Origin of the sequence: Eubacterium album (genome assembly GCF_025336545.1) — a bacterium.
Taxonomy (GTDB): domain Bacteria; phylum Bacillota; class Clostridia; order Lachnospirales; family Lachnospiraceae; genus Eubacterium_U; species Eubacterium_U album.
This window is the reverse complement of the sequence record NZ_JAODBU010000006.1, coordinates 53,141-70,317: the sequence shown is the minus strand read 5'-3', so window position 1 is coordinate 70,317 and position 17,177 is coordinate 53,141. Positions and strand designations below refer to the sequence as shown.

The 17,177-nt window shown below is 31.1% G+C and carries 17 protein-coding genes; 4 read left to right on the top strand and 13 right to left on the bottom strand.

From position 1 onward, the window contains the following. From tagD to N5B56_RS06275, 5 genes are read right to left on the bottom strand one after another with little or no spacing between them, the layout of a single operon-like run. On the bottom strand, positions 1-393 hold the full coding sequence (gene tagD, locus N5B56_RS06295) for a glycerol-3-phosphate cytidylyltransferase (RefSeq protein ID WP_022088746.1): 393 nt from the start codon (positions 391-393) through the stop codon (positions 1-3). A gap of 13 nt (positions 394-406) precedes the next feature. Then, positions 407-1,606 carry a CDP-glycerol glycerophosphotransferase family protein gene (locus N5B56_RS06290; protein WP_260978596.1) on the bottom strand — a complete coding sequence of 400 codons (1,200 nt, stop codon included), beginning with the start codon at positions 1,604-1,606 and terminating at the stop codon, positions 407-409. Then, a complete protein-coding gene (locus tag N5B56_RS06285) occupies positions 1,603-2,730 on the bottom strand; it encodes a CDP-glycerol glycerophosphotransferase family protein (protein ID WP_022088748.1) in 1,128 nt (375 codons plus the stop codon). The genes N5B56_RS06290 and N5B56_RS06285 overlap by 4 nt, the downstream gene beginning before the upstream one ends. A gap of 12 nt (positions 2,731-2,742) precedes the next feature. Next, complete coding sequence (locus N5B56_RS06280) at positions 2,743-3,558, bottom strand: glycosyltransferase (protein WP_260978595.1); 816 nt, start codon at positions 3,556-3,558, stop codon at positions 2,743-2,745. Between the two features lie 16 nt (positions 3,559-3,574). After that, a complete protein-coding gene (locus N5B56_RS06275) occupies positions 3,575-4,948 on the bottom strand; it encodes an exopolysaccharide biosynthesis polyprenyl glycosylphosphotransferase (RefSeq protein WP_260978594.1) in 1,374 nt (457 codons plus the stop codon). 241 nt (positions 4,949-5,189) lie between these two features. Between N5B56_RS06275 and N5B56_RS06270 the strand changes: the two genes are divergently transcribed. Continuing rightward, positions 5,190-6,575, top strand: coding sequence for an LCP family protein (locus tag N5B56_RS06270; RefSeq protein WP_022088751.1), 1,386 nt, complete (start codon positions 5,190-5,192; stop codon positions 6,573-6,575). Between the two features lie 191 nt (positions 6,576-6,766). Continuing rightward, the gene (gene murG, locus N5B56_RS06265; RefSeq protein ID WP_022088752.1) at positions 6,767-7,828 is read left to right on the top strand and encodes an undecaprenyldiphospho-muramoylpentapeptide beta-N-acetylglucosaminyltransferase; all 1,062 of its coding nucleotides are present in this window, start codon (positions 6,767-6,769) and stop codon (positions 7,826-7,828) included. A gap of 97 nt (positions 7,829-7,925) precedes the next feature. Here murG and N5B56_RS06260 read toward each other — a convergent pair whose 3' ends face one another. From N5B56_RS06260 to glf, 3 genes are read right to left on the bottom strand one after another with little or no spacing between them, the layout of a single operon-like run. Beyond that, positions 7,926-8,342: an HIT family protein gene (locus N5B56_RS06260; protein WP_118565770.1), complete on the bottom strand. Its 417-nt coding sequence runs from the start codon at positions 8,340-8,342 to the stop codon at positions 7,926-7,928. A 4-nt stretch (positions 8,343-8,346) separates the two neighbouring features. Continuing rightward, positions 8,347-9,426, bottom strand: coding sequence for a rhomboid family intramembrane serine protease (locus N5B56_RS06255; RefSeq protein ID WP_260978593.1), 1,080 nt, complete (start codon positions 9,424-9,426; stop codon positions 8,347-8,349). Between the two features lie 9 nt (positions 9,427-9,435). Continuing rightward, positions 9,436-10,536 carry a UDP-galactopyranose mutase gene (gene glf / locus N5B56_RS06250; protein ID WP_260978592.1) on the bottom strand — a complete coding sequence of 367 codons (1,101 nt, stop codon included), beginning with the start codon at positions 10,534-10,536 and terminating at the stop codon, positions 9,436-9,438. Between the two features lie 276 nt (positions 10,537-10,812). Between glf and N5B56_RS06245 the strand changes: the two genes are divergently transcribed. After that, positions 10,813-11,268: a GtrA family protein gene (locus tag N5B56_RS06245; RefSeq protein ID WP_260978591.1), complete on the top strand. Its 456-nt coding sequence runs from the start codon at positions 10,813-10,815 to the stop codon at positions 11,266-11,268. A gap of 214 nt (positions 11,269-11,482) precedes the next feature. On the opposite strand, the gene N5B56_RS06240 is transcribed toward N5B56_RS06245, so the two are convergent. The 3 genes from N5B56_RS06240 to N5B56_RS06230 are packed head-to-tail and all read right to left on the bottom strand — an operon-like array spanning position 11,483 to position 13,825. Next, positions 11,483-12,073 (bottom strand): DUF5662 family protein, encoded by a 591-nt coding sequence (locus N5B56_RS06240; RefSeq protein ID WP_022088757.1) that lies wholly within the window; start codon positions 12,071-12,073, stop codon positions 11,483-11,485. Then, positions 12,073-12,546, bottom strand: a complete 474-nt coding sequence (locus N5B56_RS06235) for a hypothetical protein (protein ID WP_260978590.1) — start codon at positions 12,544-12,546, stop codon at positions 12,073-12,075. The genes N5B56_RS06240 and N5B56_RS06235 overlap by 1 nt, the downstream gene beginning before the upstream one ends. Positions 12,547-12,580: 34 nt before the next feature. Continuing rightward, complete coding sequence (locus N5B56_RS06230) at positions 12,581-13,825, bottom strand: glycosyltransferase family 2 protein (RefSeq protein ID WP_158574533.1); 1,245 nt, start codon at positions 13,823-13,825, stop codon at positions 12,581-12,583. 243 nt (positions 13,826-14,068) lie between these two features. Here N5B56_RS06230 and N5B56_RS06225 point away from each other — a divergent pair, with 243 nt between their 5' ends. Continuing rightward, positions 14,069-15,178 carry a CapA family protein gene (locus tag N5B56_RS06225; RefSeq protein WP_260978589.1) on the top strand — a complete coding sequence of 370 codons (1,110 nt, stop codon included), beginning with the start codon at positions 14,069-14,071 and terminating at the stop codon, positions 15,176-15,178. On the opposite strand, the gene N5B56_RS06220 is transcribed toward N5B56_RS06225, so the two are convergent. Further along, positions 15,175-16,023 carry an ATP-grasp domain-containing protein gene (locus N5B56_RS06220; protein ID WP_022088761.1) on the bottom strand — a complete coding sequence of 283 codons (849 nt, stop codon included), beginning with the start codon at positions 16,021-16,023 and terminating at the stop codon, positions 15,175-15,177. The two genes, N5B56_RS06225 and N5B56_RS06220, sit on opposite strands and share 4 nt — an antisense overlap. A 28-nt stretch (positions 16,024-16,051) precedes the next feature. Continuing rightward, entirely contained in the window at positions 16,052-16,930 is an 879-nt protein-coding gene (locus N5B56_RS06215; RefSeq protein ID WP_260978588.1) for an ATP-grasp domain-containing protein, read from the bottom strand. Positions 16,931-17,177 lie beyond the last annotated feature (247 nt).

Here is a 17,177-nt window from a genome sequence, read left to right as displayed (position 1 = left end):
TTATTTCTTGTTTAAATCCTTTTTAATCTGTGTTGTTGAAATGTCCGGTGTTCTTGGTAAATAAACAACTTCGCATAAATCCTTAAGGAAGTCAAATTTGCCTTTCCAGTCATCTCCCATTACGAAAGTATCAATATTATACTTTTGTACATCAGATCTCTTCTGGTCCCAATTTTCTTCTGGAACTACTAAGTCTACATATCTGATTGCTTCCAACATTTTCTTTCTGTCTTCATATGAAAAATAGCATTTTTTCTGTTTTTCATTCCAGTTAAATTCATCTGTTGAAAGAACAACTACTAAATAGTCTCCTAATTCCTTAGCTCTTCTTAATAAATTGATATGACCATAATGCAACAAATCAAATGTTCCATAAGTAATTACTCTTTTCATTGGTTAATCTCCTTTAATTTATAATTTTTTCCAATGCTCTCCTGCTGGAATCACTTCCATCAAGATAATTAAATTTATTATTAAATTGCAGATATTTATTATCTACATTAAAATCGTTTAATGACCCTTCTATTGCATCTGCGAGTTCATTCTCATCTCTTACAATTCTGCCGGGTAGTTCATTTACATCTATATAAAAATCCCTAAGCTCATTCTTATATTCTTCATAATCATACATATAGAATATAATAGGTCTTTTAAGATTTGCATAGTCAAAAAATACCGAAGAATAGTCTGTTATAAGTATATCACTGATTACATACAATTCATTAACATCTTCTACATTTGACACATCATACACAAATCCTGCATATTTTGAGAAATCAATTCTTCCTGAAATAAAATAATGAGCCCTAAATAATATAACGTAATTTTCCCCTAATTTGTCTCTCATTTTATCAAAATTCATAAAATTCTGAATTTTAAAACCATCTTTTGCACTATATTTGTTATCTCTAAATGTTGGTGCATATAAAATAACTTTTTTATCCATTGGAATATTAAGTTTTAATTTTATATTTTTGCATTCATCATCAGTAAATTTGAACAAATAATCATTTCTCGGATAACCTACAGTTAACACTGCATCTTCTTTTCCAAATTTCTTCAAATCAAATGCTGAAATAAACTTTTCTGTACAGTATTGTGACGGAGAAATCATATATGTAATTTTTTCAGCCTCTCCATCGTAAATTTTTTGAATATTTTCATATTTAGTCATTGCATTTCCTGTACATCTAATGTCGCATCCTATTTTTTTGAGAGGTGTTCCATGCCATGTCTGGACAAAAACATGTTTTTTGCCCGGTTTCAAAAATGCCCTTGTATTTGAATTAACTATCCAATACTTTGTTTTTGCCAACGCCTTATAATATGAGTAACTTTCAAATTTAACAAGTTGAGTATTTTTTTTATTATTAAAATCTTCTCTGTCTGTTTTTCTCAAACCCCAGAAAAATGAAAACTCTTTATATTTATCATCCTGCTGCATTTGCAAATACATTGCTTTTGGACTACAGGCAAAGCTTCTTCCCTGAAATGACTCAAAAAACACAGCCTTTTCATCAGTTTTTGTTGTGATTTTTGCAATAAAAAACAACATTCTTTTGTATAGAAGCATAATGCATCTCAACAAATCTTTTATTTTTTTCATGAGTTATGTCTCCTAAATACCTTAGCTACAACTCTTTCACAGCTTTTACCATCATTGTAGAAATTTATTTTTTTATTTAACTCTCTACGTTCTTTAGCGTATCTGTCATTTCCTTCTATTACATCTTCTATAAAACTTAGAACATCACCATAATTAGATATTTTATATCCTGGCATGTAATCATACGGATTTTCAAATACAAAACCTCTGTTTTTTTTGTACTCTTCTATGTCATCTACCGTAAATCCAATAGGTCTGTCTAACATCATAAAATCAAAATAAACTGATGAATAATCTGTTATAAGTGCGTCTGCTGCTCTAAGTAATGAATAAACTGTCATTTCAGATTTATTCAACTGTTCCTGTGTAACAAATTCTATATATGAATATTTTTTCATCTCACCTGACAATTTTTGAAGGGGATGAATCTTTACTATAAGCTTAGCATTTCTTAATTTTAGCATTTCATTTAATTCAAGTGCCTGCCTTTCAGTAAGCACCGGTGTTGGAAAATCTTTTTCCTCATTTCTGTAAGTTGGCAACCACAAAATAACTTTATCGGCACCTCTTCTTACAGCACCATCCATGATAGGATTTTCCTTGAACATTTCATCGTTTCTAGGTTGTCCTGTTATAATTACCTGTTTTTCATTGCAGTTAAAACTTTTCATCAAAATAGGATTAAATAATTCTGATGTAGAAACTATATCAGTAAAAAAATTATAATCTATTTTTTCTAACCCTGACTCCATGTTTCCTATCTTCTTTAACGGCATACCGTGCCACAAATTAACAACTGTCTGTTTTTTTGATGGCTTAATAGGATATTTGCCAAAGCAATAGAAAGCATATTTTGCCTTCATAAAATACTTAATGCCCTCTTTATTGTTTACAAATGTAACATTCTCAGGGGCATTGTCCTTATAGTCTTCATAATCATTTATGCTTACTACAAACTTATAGCCCATATTGAATTTTTCCTCAATGAGGTAATCATACATAGCTTTAACATTGTCCCTAAATCCTAAATTAGAATAAAAGAATATAAGCCTGCTATCCTTTGCAGTAAATTTATTTAATATTGTTAAGGGCTTAAAAAAAAGCCTTAATACATTCTTGTTCATTTTCTCATTACCTTACTTGCGTAAAAGTTTTGCATATATGAATTTTCTAACTTTATATGGGACTATACTCACAATACTTCTTGCTACCGTATCACCTATAAATTGCCCTGTTGTTATAAATCCAATATCTTTTAAATGCTTTTTAAATTTATATATATAGGATATATATTTTAATCCTCCACGGCGTTTGTACATTCCTTCGCCTGCTCTCATATACAGCACCGGTTCCTTTACATTATATCCTATGCATCCGTCATTTAACATTGTTGCCCATAAATTATAATCCTCAAAATATGTATAATCTTCGTACAATCCTGATTTTAAAACTGAACTTTTTTTATACATAACTGCCGGATGATTAAATGGGCTTCTTTTTTTTGCAAATTCAATAATCTGCTCATTTTTTTCAGGAAGCTCTCTTTTGGCAGTCGGCTTATCTACGCTTTCATCAAATTCCACAATAGTTCCGCTAAGAATATCTGCTCTATTTGCTTCCATTGCTTCTAACTGGCGTTCCATTCGGTCCGGCATACTGATGTCATCGCTATCCATTCTTGCAATAATTTCGTTACTGCACTGCTCAATACCTTTATTTAATGCCTTTGCCAGTCCCATATTTTTTTTAAGAGTAACTATTTTAAATACACCCGGGTATTCTTCCACATACTCTTTTATTGTATTATCCAGTTTTTCTGTTAAAGGGCCATCTTTTACAATAATAAATTCATTTGTTTTTACAGTTTGATTTAAAATACTGTCTATGGCCTCTCTTAAGTTTTCTGCCTGTTCCTTATAATAAACAGACATTAAAACAGAATAATTTTCCAAAGTTATAACCCTGCCTTTATTTTTTCAATACATCTTTAGTTATTGTCGCTGTCTTCTGATTCTTTTCAACACCTTCTGTATTATCTTTCATAAACATAATCTTAAATGTCATAAGAATAAGTTTAATATCAAGCCAAAAACTATAATGTTCTATATAATATAAATCTAATTTCAATTTATCATATGGTGTAGTATTATATTTTCCATAAACCTGAGCAAATCCTGTAAGTCCGGCTTTAACCTTAAGTCTAAATGAAAATTCAGGAATACTTTCCAAATACTTTTCAGCAATTTCCGGTCTTTCCGGTCTTGGTCCTACAATAGACATTGTTCCTAATAATATATTAAATACCTGTGGAAGTTCATCTAAATGAGAAGCTCTAAGTACTCTTCCGATTGGAGTAATTCTGTCATCTTCCTTAGCCGCCAATCTTGCTCCGTCTTTTTCACTATCTACTTTCATACTTCTAAATTTAAATATCTTAAATTTCTTTCCATCTAAAGTAAGTCTTTCCTGAGTATAAAATATAGGACCTCGGTCGTATACCAAATCACACATTGCCACAATAATTGTCAAAATGATTGTTGGAATACAAAGTATAAGTGAAATAACAATATCAAAAATTCTCTTGATTACTGTCTGTTCCCATTTTAAAGCCTTGCTCTTGGTAATAAGTAATGGTGAATCAAATATATTATTTGTTTCGGCACCCATTAAAATAATGTCTGATAATTTAGGTGTTACATATACCCTTTTTCCGCATCCATAACAATATTTTAATATTTCATTTCTACTCTGTGCCGGTATATCACAAAGCAATACTGCTTCATGCTTTCTTATTGCCTTATATACATTCTCGTTGCCTTCATCTATATGAATTGATGCCTTAATGTCATATTTGTCTTTACGGGAGTTCATTTTCTTTACTAACCCCTCAGAATCTCTATCACAATATACAAGCAACAAATCTCTTGGTGGATATAACCATCTGTAGACTAATTTTGCAAAGCAGCTCCAAATTAATGCACATAAAAGATTGTCAAAGCTCATTCCTAAAATAGGAGCTACATTAACCATCTTTAATGAAAGCATTGAAATCTGCAAATACATTACCACATTAACAAATCCGAATGATAAAATCTGAGAAAATACCATATCCCCAAATCTTAATCTGCTTATTTGAAATGCTCCATAAACGTTTGCAAACACGCCAAACAATAATGCATATAAAAAAACAATTACGATATGTCCTTTAAAGAAGAACATTCTTGTTAAACCTTCACTATAATAAGTGTCCCAAAAATGCCAGAACGTATAAGTCTGCGCTACAATTATTATTGCCTGAAGCAACAATATAATACATCTTCTAAACGCACTTGATTCCCTCATAACTACTCCTGTCCGTTTAAACTACTACTATTTATTAGTGTACATAATTCTATTAATTTTATCAAAGCCTATAATGTTTGTCAATTAATGCCATATTTGTGAACTTTTTAAAATTTTCTTAATTATTGACATCATCGCCTTCATTAGTTTGTTTTTTTTTATTCAATATAGTATAATTACACAGCAAGTACGCTTGTATTTAATTACAGGCTGATTTTTCTCATTTATTTTGGAGGTACATATGAGCAAATCAAGAAATGAATATAAATCTGTATATGGTAAAGATTTTAATTCAGATTATTCAGATTCAGGAAAGAAAAAGAATCCAAATAAAGTTAGTACAATATTTGGAATTATATTATCAATATTACAATTAGTTACTTCAGTCTTTTTAATGATTAAACTGGTAACTATCAACATTTTAACAATGCCACTTACAATTGGTCTTGGCGTTGTTCTTGGAATATTCTTCTTAATTACAATTATATTTGCAACAAGGGGAACTATTTTAAGACGTATAGGTAAGATACTTTCTATTATAGTTATTATTATTTGTCTTTTAGGTACATATTTTGTTGCACCTTTAACAAAAATTATTGATACTAAAGGGGCTGCCGTTTCTGAAGACCCATTTGTTGTGTATGTTTCAGCAAGTGATACTTTTGGCGAATTAACTGACTCTAATTCAAATGGTCGTTCAGACACAAATATTTTAGCTATTGTTAATCCTAAAACAAATACAGTTGCTTTAATTTCAACACCTAGAGATTATTATGTGGAAATTCAGGCAGGTAAAAATATTGCTGCAAATTCATACGATAAACTTACTCACTGTGGTTTATACGGAAGTGGTGAACCGGCAGAACCAACAAGTCCTAGTGAATGGGGTTGGGGACAGGAAGTGACATGGAAGCCGGGTTATCAGGTTTTAATGAACACATTATCTAATTTATACGGAATACAGATTAATGGTAAAACTTTAACAACTGACAGTCCTGAATATCATTATCTCAGATTAAACTTTACAGGATTTTCTGAATTGATTGATGAATTAGGTGGAATAACTGTTAATGTTGAAGAAGGTTTCAGCACATATACTTATGCAAACTACACTGATAAAGATATGCAGACTAATAAATCAAAACGTAAGAAATATACTTTTACTAAAGGTAAAATGAAAATGGATGGAGCAACAGCTCTTACATATGCACGTGAGCGTCATTCATTTGCAAGTGGTGATGTTCAGCGTAACAAAAATCAGATTTCAGTTATAAAAGCAATGACTGATAAAATGCTTTCAGTTTCAACTTTAACTAATTACAATAAAATTATTAATGCAATCGGTTCAAGTTTTACGACTGACATGGATTTAGGTTCTTTAGCAAATCTTCAATTAAAGAAACAGTTAAGTGCCGGTTACAATGGCTGGAACATTGTTTCATACAGTGTTAGTGGTTTAAATGACGGCTATAAACAGTGTACTTGGAACGGACAGAATCTATCTGTTTTGTCAATTGATGAAACTTCTGTTGCCAATGCTTCTTCTATCATAGAAAAAGTTTTAGGTGGAGAAGATTACGAAACTGTTCAGGCTTATGTAGACAGCTTGAATGCAGATAAAAAATAAAATTATATGTTGTTATATTACGACACTCATGGGGTCAAAATGTGATTTTGGCCCCAAAATTATGATTATAAATCAGGAAACAATTTAAGTTTTGTTAAACTAAAATTAACAAAGTTTATTAACTGTTTTCTACGATTATCCACCAACCATTAGGCGGAGTCATTACATATTATGCAAGGAGATGTATTATTATGAAAAAGATTATTCTTACAGGCGGTGGTACAGCAGGACATGTAACACCAAATATAGCATTAGTTCCTAAATTAAAAGAAGCCGGTTTTGACATTAAATATATCGGGTCTTATAACGGAATGGAAAAACAATTAGTCGAAAAAGAAGGTCTAAACTACGTAGGAATTTCTTCAGGTAAGTTAAGAAGATATTTCAGTTGGCAAAACTTTACTGATCCTTTCCGTGTAATTAAGGGATATTTTGAAGCTAGAAAAATTATTAAGAAATATAAACCGGACGTTGTATTTTCTAAAGGCGGATTTGTAACTGTTCCTGTTGTTATGGCAGCAAGTGCTTACAAAATTCCAACAATTATTCATGAGTCCGACATGACTCCCGGTTTAGCAAATAAAATAGCAATGCGTTACGCAACTAAGGTATGCCACACATTTCCTGAAACAGCTAAATTTCTTGGAGATAAAGCAGTATTTACAGGTTCTCCATTAAGAGAAGAATTGTTTAAAGGAAACAAAGTTAATGCTCTTAATATGTGTTCATTTACTACTGACAAACCTGTTTTATTAGTCGTAGGTGGAAGTCTTGGTGCCAAAAAAGTTAACGATGCAATTCGTGCTGCTTTACCACAATTACTTGAACATTTTCAGGTTGCTCACCTTTGCGGCAAAGGTAAACTTGACGAAAGCCTTGTAGGTACAAAAGGTTATGCACAATTTGAATACATAAGTGATGAAATGAAAGATTTCTTTGCTATGGCAGATATTATTGTATCCCGTGCCGGTTCAAATTCAATTTGCGAAATTGCAGCACTTAACAAACCAAGTGTTTTAATTCCATTGTCTGCAAATGCAAGTCGTGGCGACCAGATTTTAAATGCAAAATCATTTGAGAAGCAGGGATTCTGTGAAGTAATAGACGAAGATACAATGACAACTGATGTTCTTTTAGATACAATTAAGAAAGTTTATGACAACCGTGCTGATTACATTGAATCAATGCGTGTTTCCGGACTTTCTAATGGTGTAGACACTATTATTTCGTTAATCAAGGACGTTACTTTATAAACACGGCTTTGCCCTATACAAAAAAGCGGTTGAATTTAATCAGCCGCTTTTTTTACATCTTATAACACATATTTATATATTCATTTAAATATAATTTTTATAATAAATCTTTTGCCTTGCTTATAATTTCATCGACAACAGCCTGGTCAACTTCATTTTGAACCCATTTGATATTTGCTGTATCGCCTTTATATCTTGGAATTATATGCATATGGAAATGGAATACAGTCTGACCTGCAATTTCACCATTATTCTGCAAAATATTAACTCCTTCGCATCCTGTAACTTCTTTTAATACAGTTGCTATTTTTTTAGCGAGTACAAATACTTTTGAAGCTGTTTCTTCTGAAAGTTCAAATACGTTTGCCGCATGCTCTTTTGGCAAAATAAGAACGTGTCCCTTTGTTGCAGGACTGGCATCAAAAATAACTCTAAAATCATCATCTTCATAAAGTGTATTTGTTTCAAATACGCCATTTGCTAATTTGCAAAAAATACAATCATCATTTACCATTGTCTTACACCTCTGTCTTTCTTTTATTTATGCAAAGGATTATTGCAAGCACTGCTCCGGCTATAAATCCACCTATATGTGCTACAAAATCCACTGTTTCCTGAAAACTTCCAAATATAAGAAGGAAAACAACAAATGCTATTCTTCCTATGCTGAATTTTCTTCCATCATCACGATTCATAATCATGAACACAATAAACGCTCCAAATATACCATATATTGCTCCTGAAGCTCCTGCGCTTACCGCATAATCCGCTATATAATAGTGATACACAACAGATGCTATACTTGCACAAAGTCCACTTACTAAGTAAATTCCTGCAAAATGTCTTTTTCCAATTTTAGTTTCCAATTCATTTCCTAAAACAGCCAACATAAACATATTATTAAGTAAGTGCTCTGCTCCAAAATGCAGAAACATAGATGTGAAAAGCCTGTAAAACTGACCATTCATAAGCACATCTTCATAATTGCTTGCGCCTATCTTTATCATATAATCAACATCTTCCGTGTTTCCAAATATTTGAGCAATTATAAATACAATTATATTTATCGCTACCAATAAAATTGTTATTATCGGAATCTTTTTCTTCTGTCTAAAATGGTCTGTTATGTCTACAATTTCTCCATTATTATCTCTTACCTTAACCTCATCCCAGTCATATTCATATTTTCCATCTGAGATGTCAGTCTTTTCAAGTTCACATTCTACAATACTTCTTAATCCTTCAAAATCATCCGGCTGGTTTTCATAGATTAACAACTTTTTTGTATTTAAATCAGCTATCCAGAATTTCATGCCATGTTGCTGAAACCATTCTACATTTTCTTTTCTATCGGTGATAATTATATAAAACGCTTCAAAGCTTTTTCCACCGGTCAATAGAATTTTATTTTCCACCTCTTTTGTAGATTCCACAACCTCTTCATAATTAAGTGCATTCAATCCCCAATTTTTAACTATGACACAAAATTTTGCTTCGCCATCTTTAAATCTAAACATGCAATCTGCGGTAACAGTATTTCCTGAAATATTTTGATATCCCATTTTCTCTAATGTATGCGTTATTGTATGCTGAATCATAGAAACTCCTTACGCCAATTCTTTCTCCGCGCAATCAAGCGCTGCCTCTATTACCTTATCCATATCATAATATTTGTAATTTCCAAGTCTTCCACCAAAAATTACATTTTCTTCTTTATCTGCCAACTCTTTGTACTGTTCAAATAACTTTCCATTTGTTTCATCATTAATTGGATAATATGGTTCAATTCCCGGCTTCCATTCTGATGAATATTCCTTTGAAATAACCGTCTTTGGCTGCTTTCCAAATTCAAAATGCTTGTGTTCAATAATTCTTGTGTAAGGTACTTCTCTTTCTGTATAGTTTACAACTGCATTTCCCTGATAATTATCAGTATCTAAAACTTCTGTTTCAAATCTTACAGTTCTATATTCAAGATGTCCTAATTCGAAATCAAAGTATTCATCAATCATACCTGTATATATTGTTTTTTCAGCAATATCAGGATGTAGTTTTTTAAATTCAAAGTAATCTACTCCAAGTTCTACCTGGCTTCCTTCTAACATTTTTTCAACAATTTCAGTATACCCACCAATAGGGATTCCCTGATATCTGTCGTTAAAATAATTATTGTCATAAATAAATCTAAGCGGAAGTCTCTTTATAATAAATGCCGGTAAATCCTTGCAATCTCTTCCCCACTGCTTTTCAGTGTATCCTTTTATTAATTTTTCATATACATCTGTTCCAACTAATGACAATGCCTGTTCCTCTAAATTCTTAGGCTCACTAATATTCAAATCCGCTTTCTGTTTTTCAATAATGGCCTTAGCTTCAGCCGGTGTTGCAATATTCCACAATTTACTGAATGTGTTCATATTAAATGGCAAATTATATAATTCATCTTTATATCTTGCCACAGGAGAATTTATGTAATTATTAAATTCTGCAAACTCATTAACATAGTTCCATATTTTCTTATTACTTGTATGAAAAATATGTGCACCATATTTATGAACATTAATATCTTCTATCTTTTCGCAATAAATATTTCCGGCAATATGGTTTCTTTTGTCGATTACAAGACACTTCTTCCCTGCCTTAGTTGCTTCATGGGCAAATACTGCTCCAAACAATCCTGCTCCTACTATTAAATAATCAAATTTCATTTTTCTTTCCTTTTCTTTTAATATATTTCTTTCAAATAATACCCTTGTTTGTATACTAATTTCCTAATATTACTTTTTTATTTTAACTCTTTCAAATACTCTTTAAATTTCAAACTTCTAAAGAACAATTATACAGCAGGTTAGGATATTAGTCGACAATTTTATCAACGTCATTTTTCTATGTATTGAACCACTTTCACACCTATGTTATACTATATAAGTTATGTTTAGTTCATTTGTTTCTAAACAACATAATACTATATGGAGATTAATATTATGAAAAATTTTTCGGAATTATTTATTAAGTACAAAGAAATTATTATGTACTTAATTATGGGTTTTGCAACTACTTTTATAAGCTGGGTTTCTTATTCAATTTTCACCTTCGTATTCTCAGCGTTCTCCGATGACACAAATGTATTACTTTCAAGTATTGTTTCATGGACAATTGCTGTTATATTTGCATATTTTACAAATAAAATATGGGTTTTTGAAAGTTACAGCTGGAAACCTTCTTTTGTCATTGCTGAATTTGGCAAATTTATTTCTGCCAGAATTTTTACCGGTATAATTGAAGTTTTTGGAACTCCGTTACTTGTAAAACTTGGTGTTACCGGAACAATTTTTGGTATAAAGGGAATGGTTAGCAAAGTTACAATAAGTGTTGTAGTTATTATCTTAAATTACGTTTTAAGCAAACTTGTAATTTTTAAGAAAGAAGTTGAAAATTAAATACATATAAAAAATGAGCATTAAAAGTGTATTTTATAATAATTTGATGGCAGGGTCAAAAGGTCTTTCACCCACTCATGAGCAAGCTCATGTGGGCTTAAACCTTTTGACCTTGGCATCACAAATTTAATCTAATACACATTATGGTGCTCTTTTTTTTACTCTTTGTTAAGCATTTGATAGCCCATGTTTATTTATTATCTACTTAAAAATGTTAATAATTTCGCAGGCTTCGTTTCAATTTAATATGTTTTTTCTTTTCAATTCTAAATTTTTTCATTTGCTCCCTAATGTAGGCAAATGTAGCATCCTCACCTTCACTGGCAAGCATTTTCAAAAGTTTTTCAATCTCATCCGATGTTTTTGGATGAATTGTTCTTTGACCATGTTTTGCATTAAAGTAATCTATAGGATCAGTTTCCTTATATAAACTTCCATTATAAATCTTACTTGCAGCAACTCTGTCACAAAACATTTCCACTACATAATTATAAGGCATTTCTACCGGATCATTTCTATGAGTAACATTACTATAGTCCATCCAATACTCAAAATGATGTTTATTTCTTCCTTTATGATGTAACCATGCGACAGAATACCCTTTATCAATTCGTTCACCTTCATTAGGGCTTTTTGTACCTGTATAGTATTTAACTCCAGGTATAAATTCTGTTGGTGAATATTTTGACAAGTCATGTCTTAACCCCTGCCAAAGTATCCCTGCTTTCTTACAATGTTTTATAACCATATGCCTATGTTTCGTTATTGTTCTTAAATGTCCAAAAAAATTGTTAACCACGCTCATTATTTAGATTCTCCATCAAGATTAATTTTAGGCAGATTATCGATTGCACTGTTACTACTATCTTCTGACTCTTTATAATCAGAATGTACACCCATAGCCTTCCATTTTCCATTGTATTTTATGCAATCAACTATATACTTCTTTTCATCTCCTGTGCTTGTCATTAATTTTACATTAACCACACAATAATCTTCTATGGAATTTTTATTGTCAACTTTGCTTCCATACAATTCCTTAGCCTTATCTATATCTCCATGATATTTTACTTGTGCACCTTTAACTACAAGGTCATAATCCATCTCCTTTAAAAGACTCTTTACATAGTTCTTTGCAGCGTTTGTTGGTTTATGAGTACTTAAACTTGTGGTCGACTGAATAACAGCTACCACAGCAATCACTATAATAGCAACTACGATAAGACCTATTAAAACAGTTATTCCATTTTTATTAGTTTTATCTTTCTTTTTTGACATTTATTCACTCTCTTATTTTTTATTATTTTATATTTTACTTTTTACCTTTTATGGCTTTCTTTATTAAGCCTGGTAAATAAGTAATTGCTTTTCCAATTTTAAAACTCGTACTATTTTCAATTTCTGCAATTCTAGCTTTGAGTCTTGAAACCTGAGCTTTCAAATTTTCTTTTGCAATCTTTAATTTTTCATTCTTTTCCCTTAGTCTGTCATTTTTATCTTTAAGTCTGTCATTTTTCAATCTTAGCTGATATCTTGAATTCTTTAATTTTCTAACTTCATTTATTGCCCCCTGATACTCGCACACCATAAATTCTATTGCTGTACTTTCCTTCATTCTCTGATATCTGTTATAATCTTTTTCATTATAATAAAACTCTTTATCTTCAGGATAATTCCATTCCTTAAACACTTCATTTTTATACTTATTGTAAAGTACTTCATATGATTCAAATTTAGTCTGAACACTTAAAAAATAAAAGCATGCACGCATTGCCTTGTTAAGAAAACTCTGTCTTACTTTATCAAATCCTGCTTCATCTTTAATTCTATCATAAGTTTTTTTATAAGCCTCATATACACATAATGGGGTCTTAGAATTTCCACCAATAAGGCTTGTTGATAAATTAATTCTATACTGAATTACACTTTCATTAATATAGGTAAATGTGTTTGCATAAAAAAATGCTGTCATTACAAAATAATTGTCATTTGCCCTTTGTATCTGCTGAAATTCAAGATTATTATCAATAATTAATTCCCTTTTATACATTTTATTCCAAGGAACATTTGTTGAAAAATTAAATAATACATCTTCAACATCCTTCTTTAAAAATGGAGTTTTTTCAGGAATCATATCATATTTAATGTATACATTATTCTTCAAAATCTTGCTGGTTTCATTATCATAGTAATCAGCCGGGCAAATACATATATCCGCATCGTCTTCTACTATTTTGTCATACATTTTTTCCAACGCTTCCGGAAGAAAAATATCATCTGCATCCCAAAATACTAAATATTTTCCTGATGATTCTCTGAATCCGTAATTTCTTGCAGCACCTGCAAAACTGTTTTGCTGATGCAATACTTTAACTCTATCATCTGTCTTACTTATCTCTTCAAGAATCTCTCTTGTTTTGTCAGTAGAACCATCATCTACAAATATTATTTCTATATCTTTAAGAGATTGTCCTAAAATATATTCTGCAGTCTGTCTAATAAAGGCTTCTGAATTATACACCGGCACAATTACCGATACTTTAACTTCTTTTTCCATTTCGTTATCCCTCCGTTTGAAATGATTTTTATCATTCGTGATTATAGCACACAGGCTATCTTTTGTCATTAAAACGAATATTTCTTAAGGAAATGTTAAGTTGTAAAATAATATGTATTCGTTTATATTTAACGTGTAAACATAAAATTTAAAATAAAATATAATACTATCGTTTTCATTTGTTCAAAATCAAAAGATTTTAATATGTTATATTTTATTTTACACTATAAATACGGAGGATTTATGAATAAAAAGCAATTTATTTTAGGTTGTGCACTTTCAATATTAATTATTGTTGCAGTAATATCTGGCACTGTAAAATTACTGGAACCTAAGCATACAGAACCTGCTTATAGCACTGATGTTTCCAATGAACCTTCTAATAATTTAGCCGAATCTACTACTGAAGAGCCAACAACAACCAATACTTTTACAATTGATTTAAGTTTTATTGGAGATTGTCTTTGCGCAACAGATGAAAATACATATTATGCAAATTGTTTTAATGACGTTGCTGATGAAAAGAAGCCTAAATATTTTCTTTCTAAAGTCAGTAACATTTTCCTTAATGACGATTTTACAATGGCTGATTGCGAAAATGTTTATTCAGATAGCAAGAATTTAAAAGTACGTGATAAGGGACAATATGCTGACCCCGGAATGAGAGCTTTTTGGTTTAAATCTGCTGCAAAAAATGCCGCAATTCTTTCTGCCGGCGGAATTGACGGTGTTTCGATTTCAAATAATCACATTAATGACTATGGCGAGCAGGGACATTCTGATACTAAGGCCGCACTTTATGCAGCCAATGTAAAATGGGGCGAAGAAGGCTCTAATATTTATTTTTCAAAAAATGGATTTAATATTGCAATTCTTTGTGTATCTATGTACAACTCTTACGCTGTAGATTCAATTAAAGAACTGCTTACAGAAGCATCAGAAAATTCTGATTACCAGATTATATATTTTCACGGAGGAGAAGAAGCTATACATGTACCTGAATCATGGAAAAAACAGGCCTGCCACGATTTAATCAATGCCGGAGCTGATTTGATAATGGGCGACCATCCTCACGTGTTGCAGCCAATGGAAAAATATAAAGGAGTTACAATTATTTACTCTCTTGGTAATTTTATTTTCGGTGGTAACAGACATCCTGAAAACAGGACAATTATTTACACACATAAGCTTACAATAACCGATGGAGTTTTATCTAATCAGTCCGGTAAAATTATTCCCTGTTATGTATACACAGGCGACACAAATAACTGGCAGCCTGACATTATAACTAATAAGGCACAAAAGAAAAAAGTTATTAAATTTATGAAAGGAAAAGCTGATTTGCCATATTAATTTTTGGCAATGCATGACTTCTTTAATTCTTTCATCATATATTCAACCTGCATTTTTACGATATCTATATCAGATATGCTATATAACATTCTGGCGCCGGCTGCATCTTCTATTTCATTAAATGCAGCCTGCCCATTGTTAAATATAAAATCTATTGCAGCAAAATCCATTGGTAACATTTGTGTAATTGTGTCTACATATTTTCTTTCAGTCTCATTTAAATCATATAAAGAAACATTTCCGCCCAGGCTATAATTACTTTTAAAGCTTTTTTCTGAGGTTCTTAAAACTGCTGCCACCACTTTATTCCCTATTATATATACTCTTACATCTTTTCCTAAATCTGTACAGCATTGTTGTTTTACAAATTTATCATTTTCAATTTTTTTAATTGCAATCTCTTCATCGTCATTTGAATTAATCATAAATACCTGACTTCCACCATGACCACTACAACTTTTTAACACATAAGGATATGAAATCAAATTGTTATTAACATTTACACCACTTATTAACATTAGTTTTTCATATTCCGTTGGCATAAATGGTACTTTTCCCTTTAGGAATTTATATGTTAAGCCTTTATTGTTTGCAATTCTTGTTACTTCAGACGAATTGAATACCCTGATTCCGATTTTTTCATACTCTTTTGAAATTATATAATCCCTGCTTCTGTTTATTACAAAATCAGGTTTTCCTAACTCCATTTTATGTTCTTTATAAATTTTATCTGTCAGTACTAGTTTTATATCTACACCAAAATCTGCAAAGGCTTCTTTATGCATTTCAACATACATTTTATTTTTCTGTGCATCGTTTTTTTCATAAATCATGTAACCTGTCATAATTAACAACTCCAAACCAGACTTTGTATTATAATTTGCACTTATCTATAACATATTCAATAATTGTATCAGCAACATTTATGCCTGTGCAATCACATATATTCTTAAAGTGTGCATTGGAATTCACTTCGCAAAAAATCGGTTCATCATTTTCTCCAAACATCAAATCAACTCCTGCAAAATCTAATCCCAGTGCCCTGCACACGTTTAATGCCATATCCTGTTGTTTTTGTGTTGGATTATACTGTTCCATTTTTCCACCATTGGTTATATTCGCTCTAAAATCATCCTCGTTTAAACGCTTCATTGTCGCGACTACTTTATTTCCAACTACATTTAATCTCAAATCCTTACCTACTGAACTTTTTACAAATTCCTGCATTATGAATTCATTTCCATCTATTTTTTTTATTGTATCTATGGCTTCCTGATGATTGTTAACTTTATACACCTGTGCTCCAAACGAGCCTTTATTTGCTTTTATTATGAACGGAAATCCTAGGCTTCCTTCAACCTGCATTAAAAATGCATAATCTGAATGTTCTTTTTCAAATGTCATTGGTGACATGAATGTTTTTGGCATCTTTATCTCTTCATTTTTTAAAGCAATAAATGTTAATGCTTTATCGTCGCAAACCTCAATTGCCCTTGCATTATTGAATACTTTTAATCCTGTTTTTTCCAATAATCTTGCTAATTTGTAATCCTTATCCCAAAATATTACAAAATCCGGCTTGTTATTCCAATCTACTTTCCCACTTTCTATTCCAAGAATTGATAGCAACCTGTCATTAGTCATTATTTTCAATTCACAATTCTGTTTTTTTGCTGCAATTACAAGCCATTGGTATATTTCATTAAATTTATCACTATTTAAATATCCGTTAACTACAAGCCATCCCTTCATTTTGTCCACCACCTCTTAATTATAATTTTGTACTATTATATCTTTTTTCTTATAAACGTAAAGAACGGTTAGGGCCCCCTTGCCTTAACCGTTCCGGACTGAAAAATATGTTAGTATACTTATGAACCCTAGGAGTGGTTCTATTTTACGATTCTTCGTAAAATCAAGTATTAGGTACTACGTGTTAAATTATATCAAATTTCTAAAATATATAAAGTATATTTTCAATGTTTTTATTGATATTTAT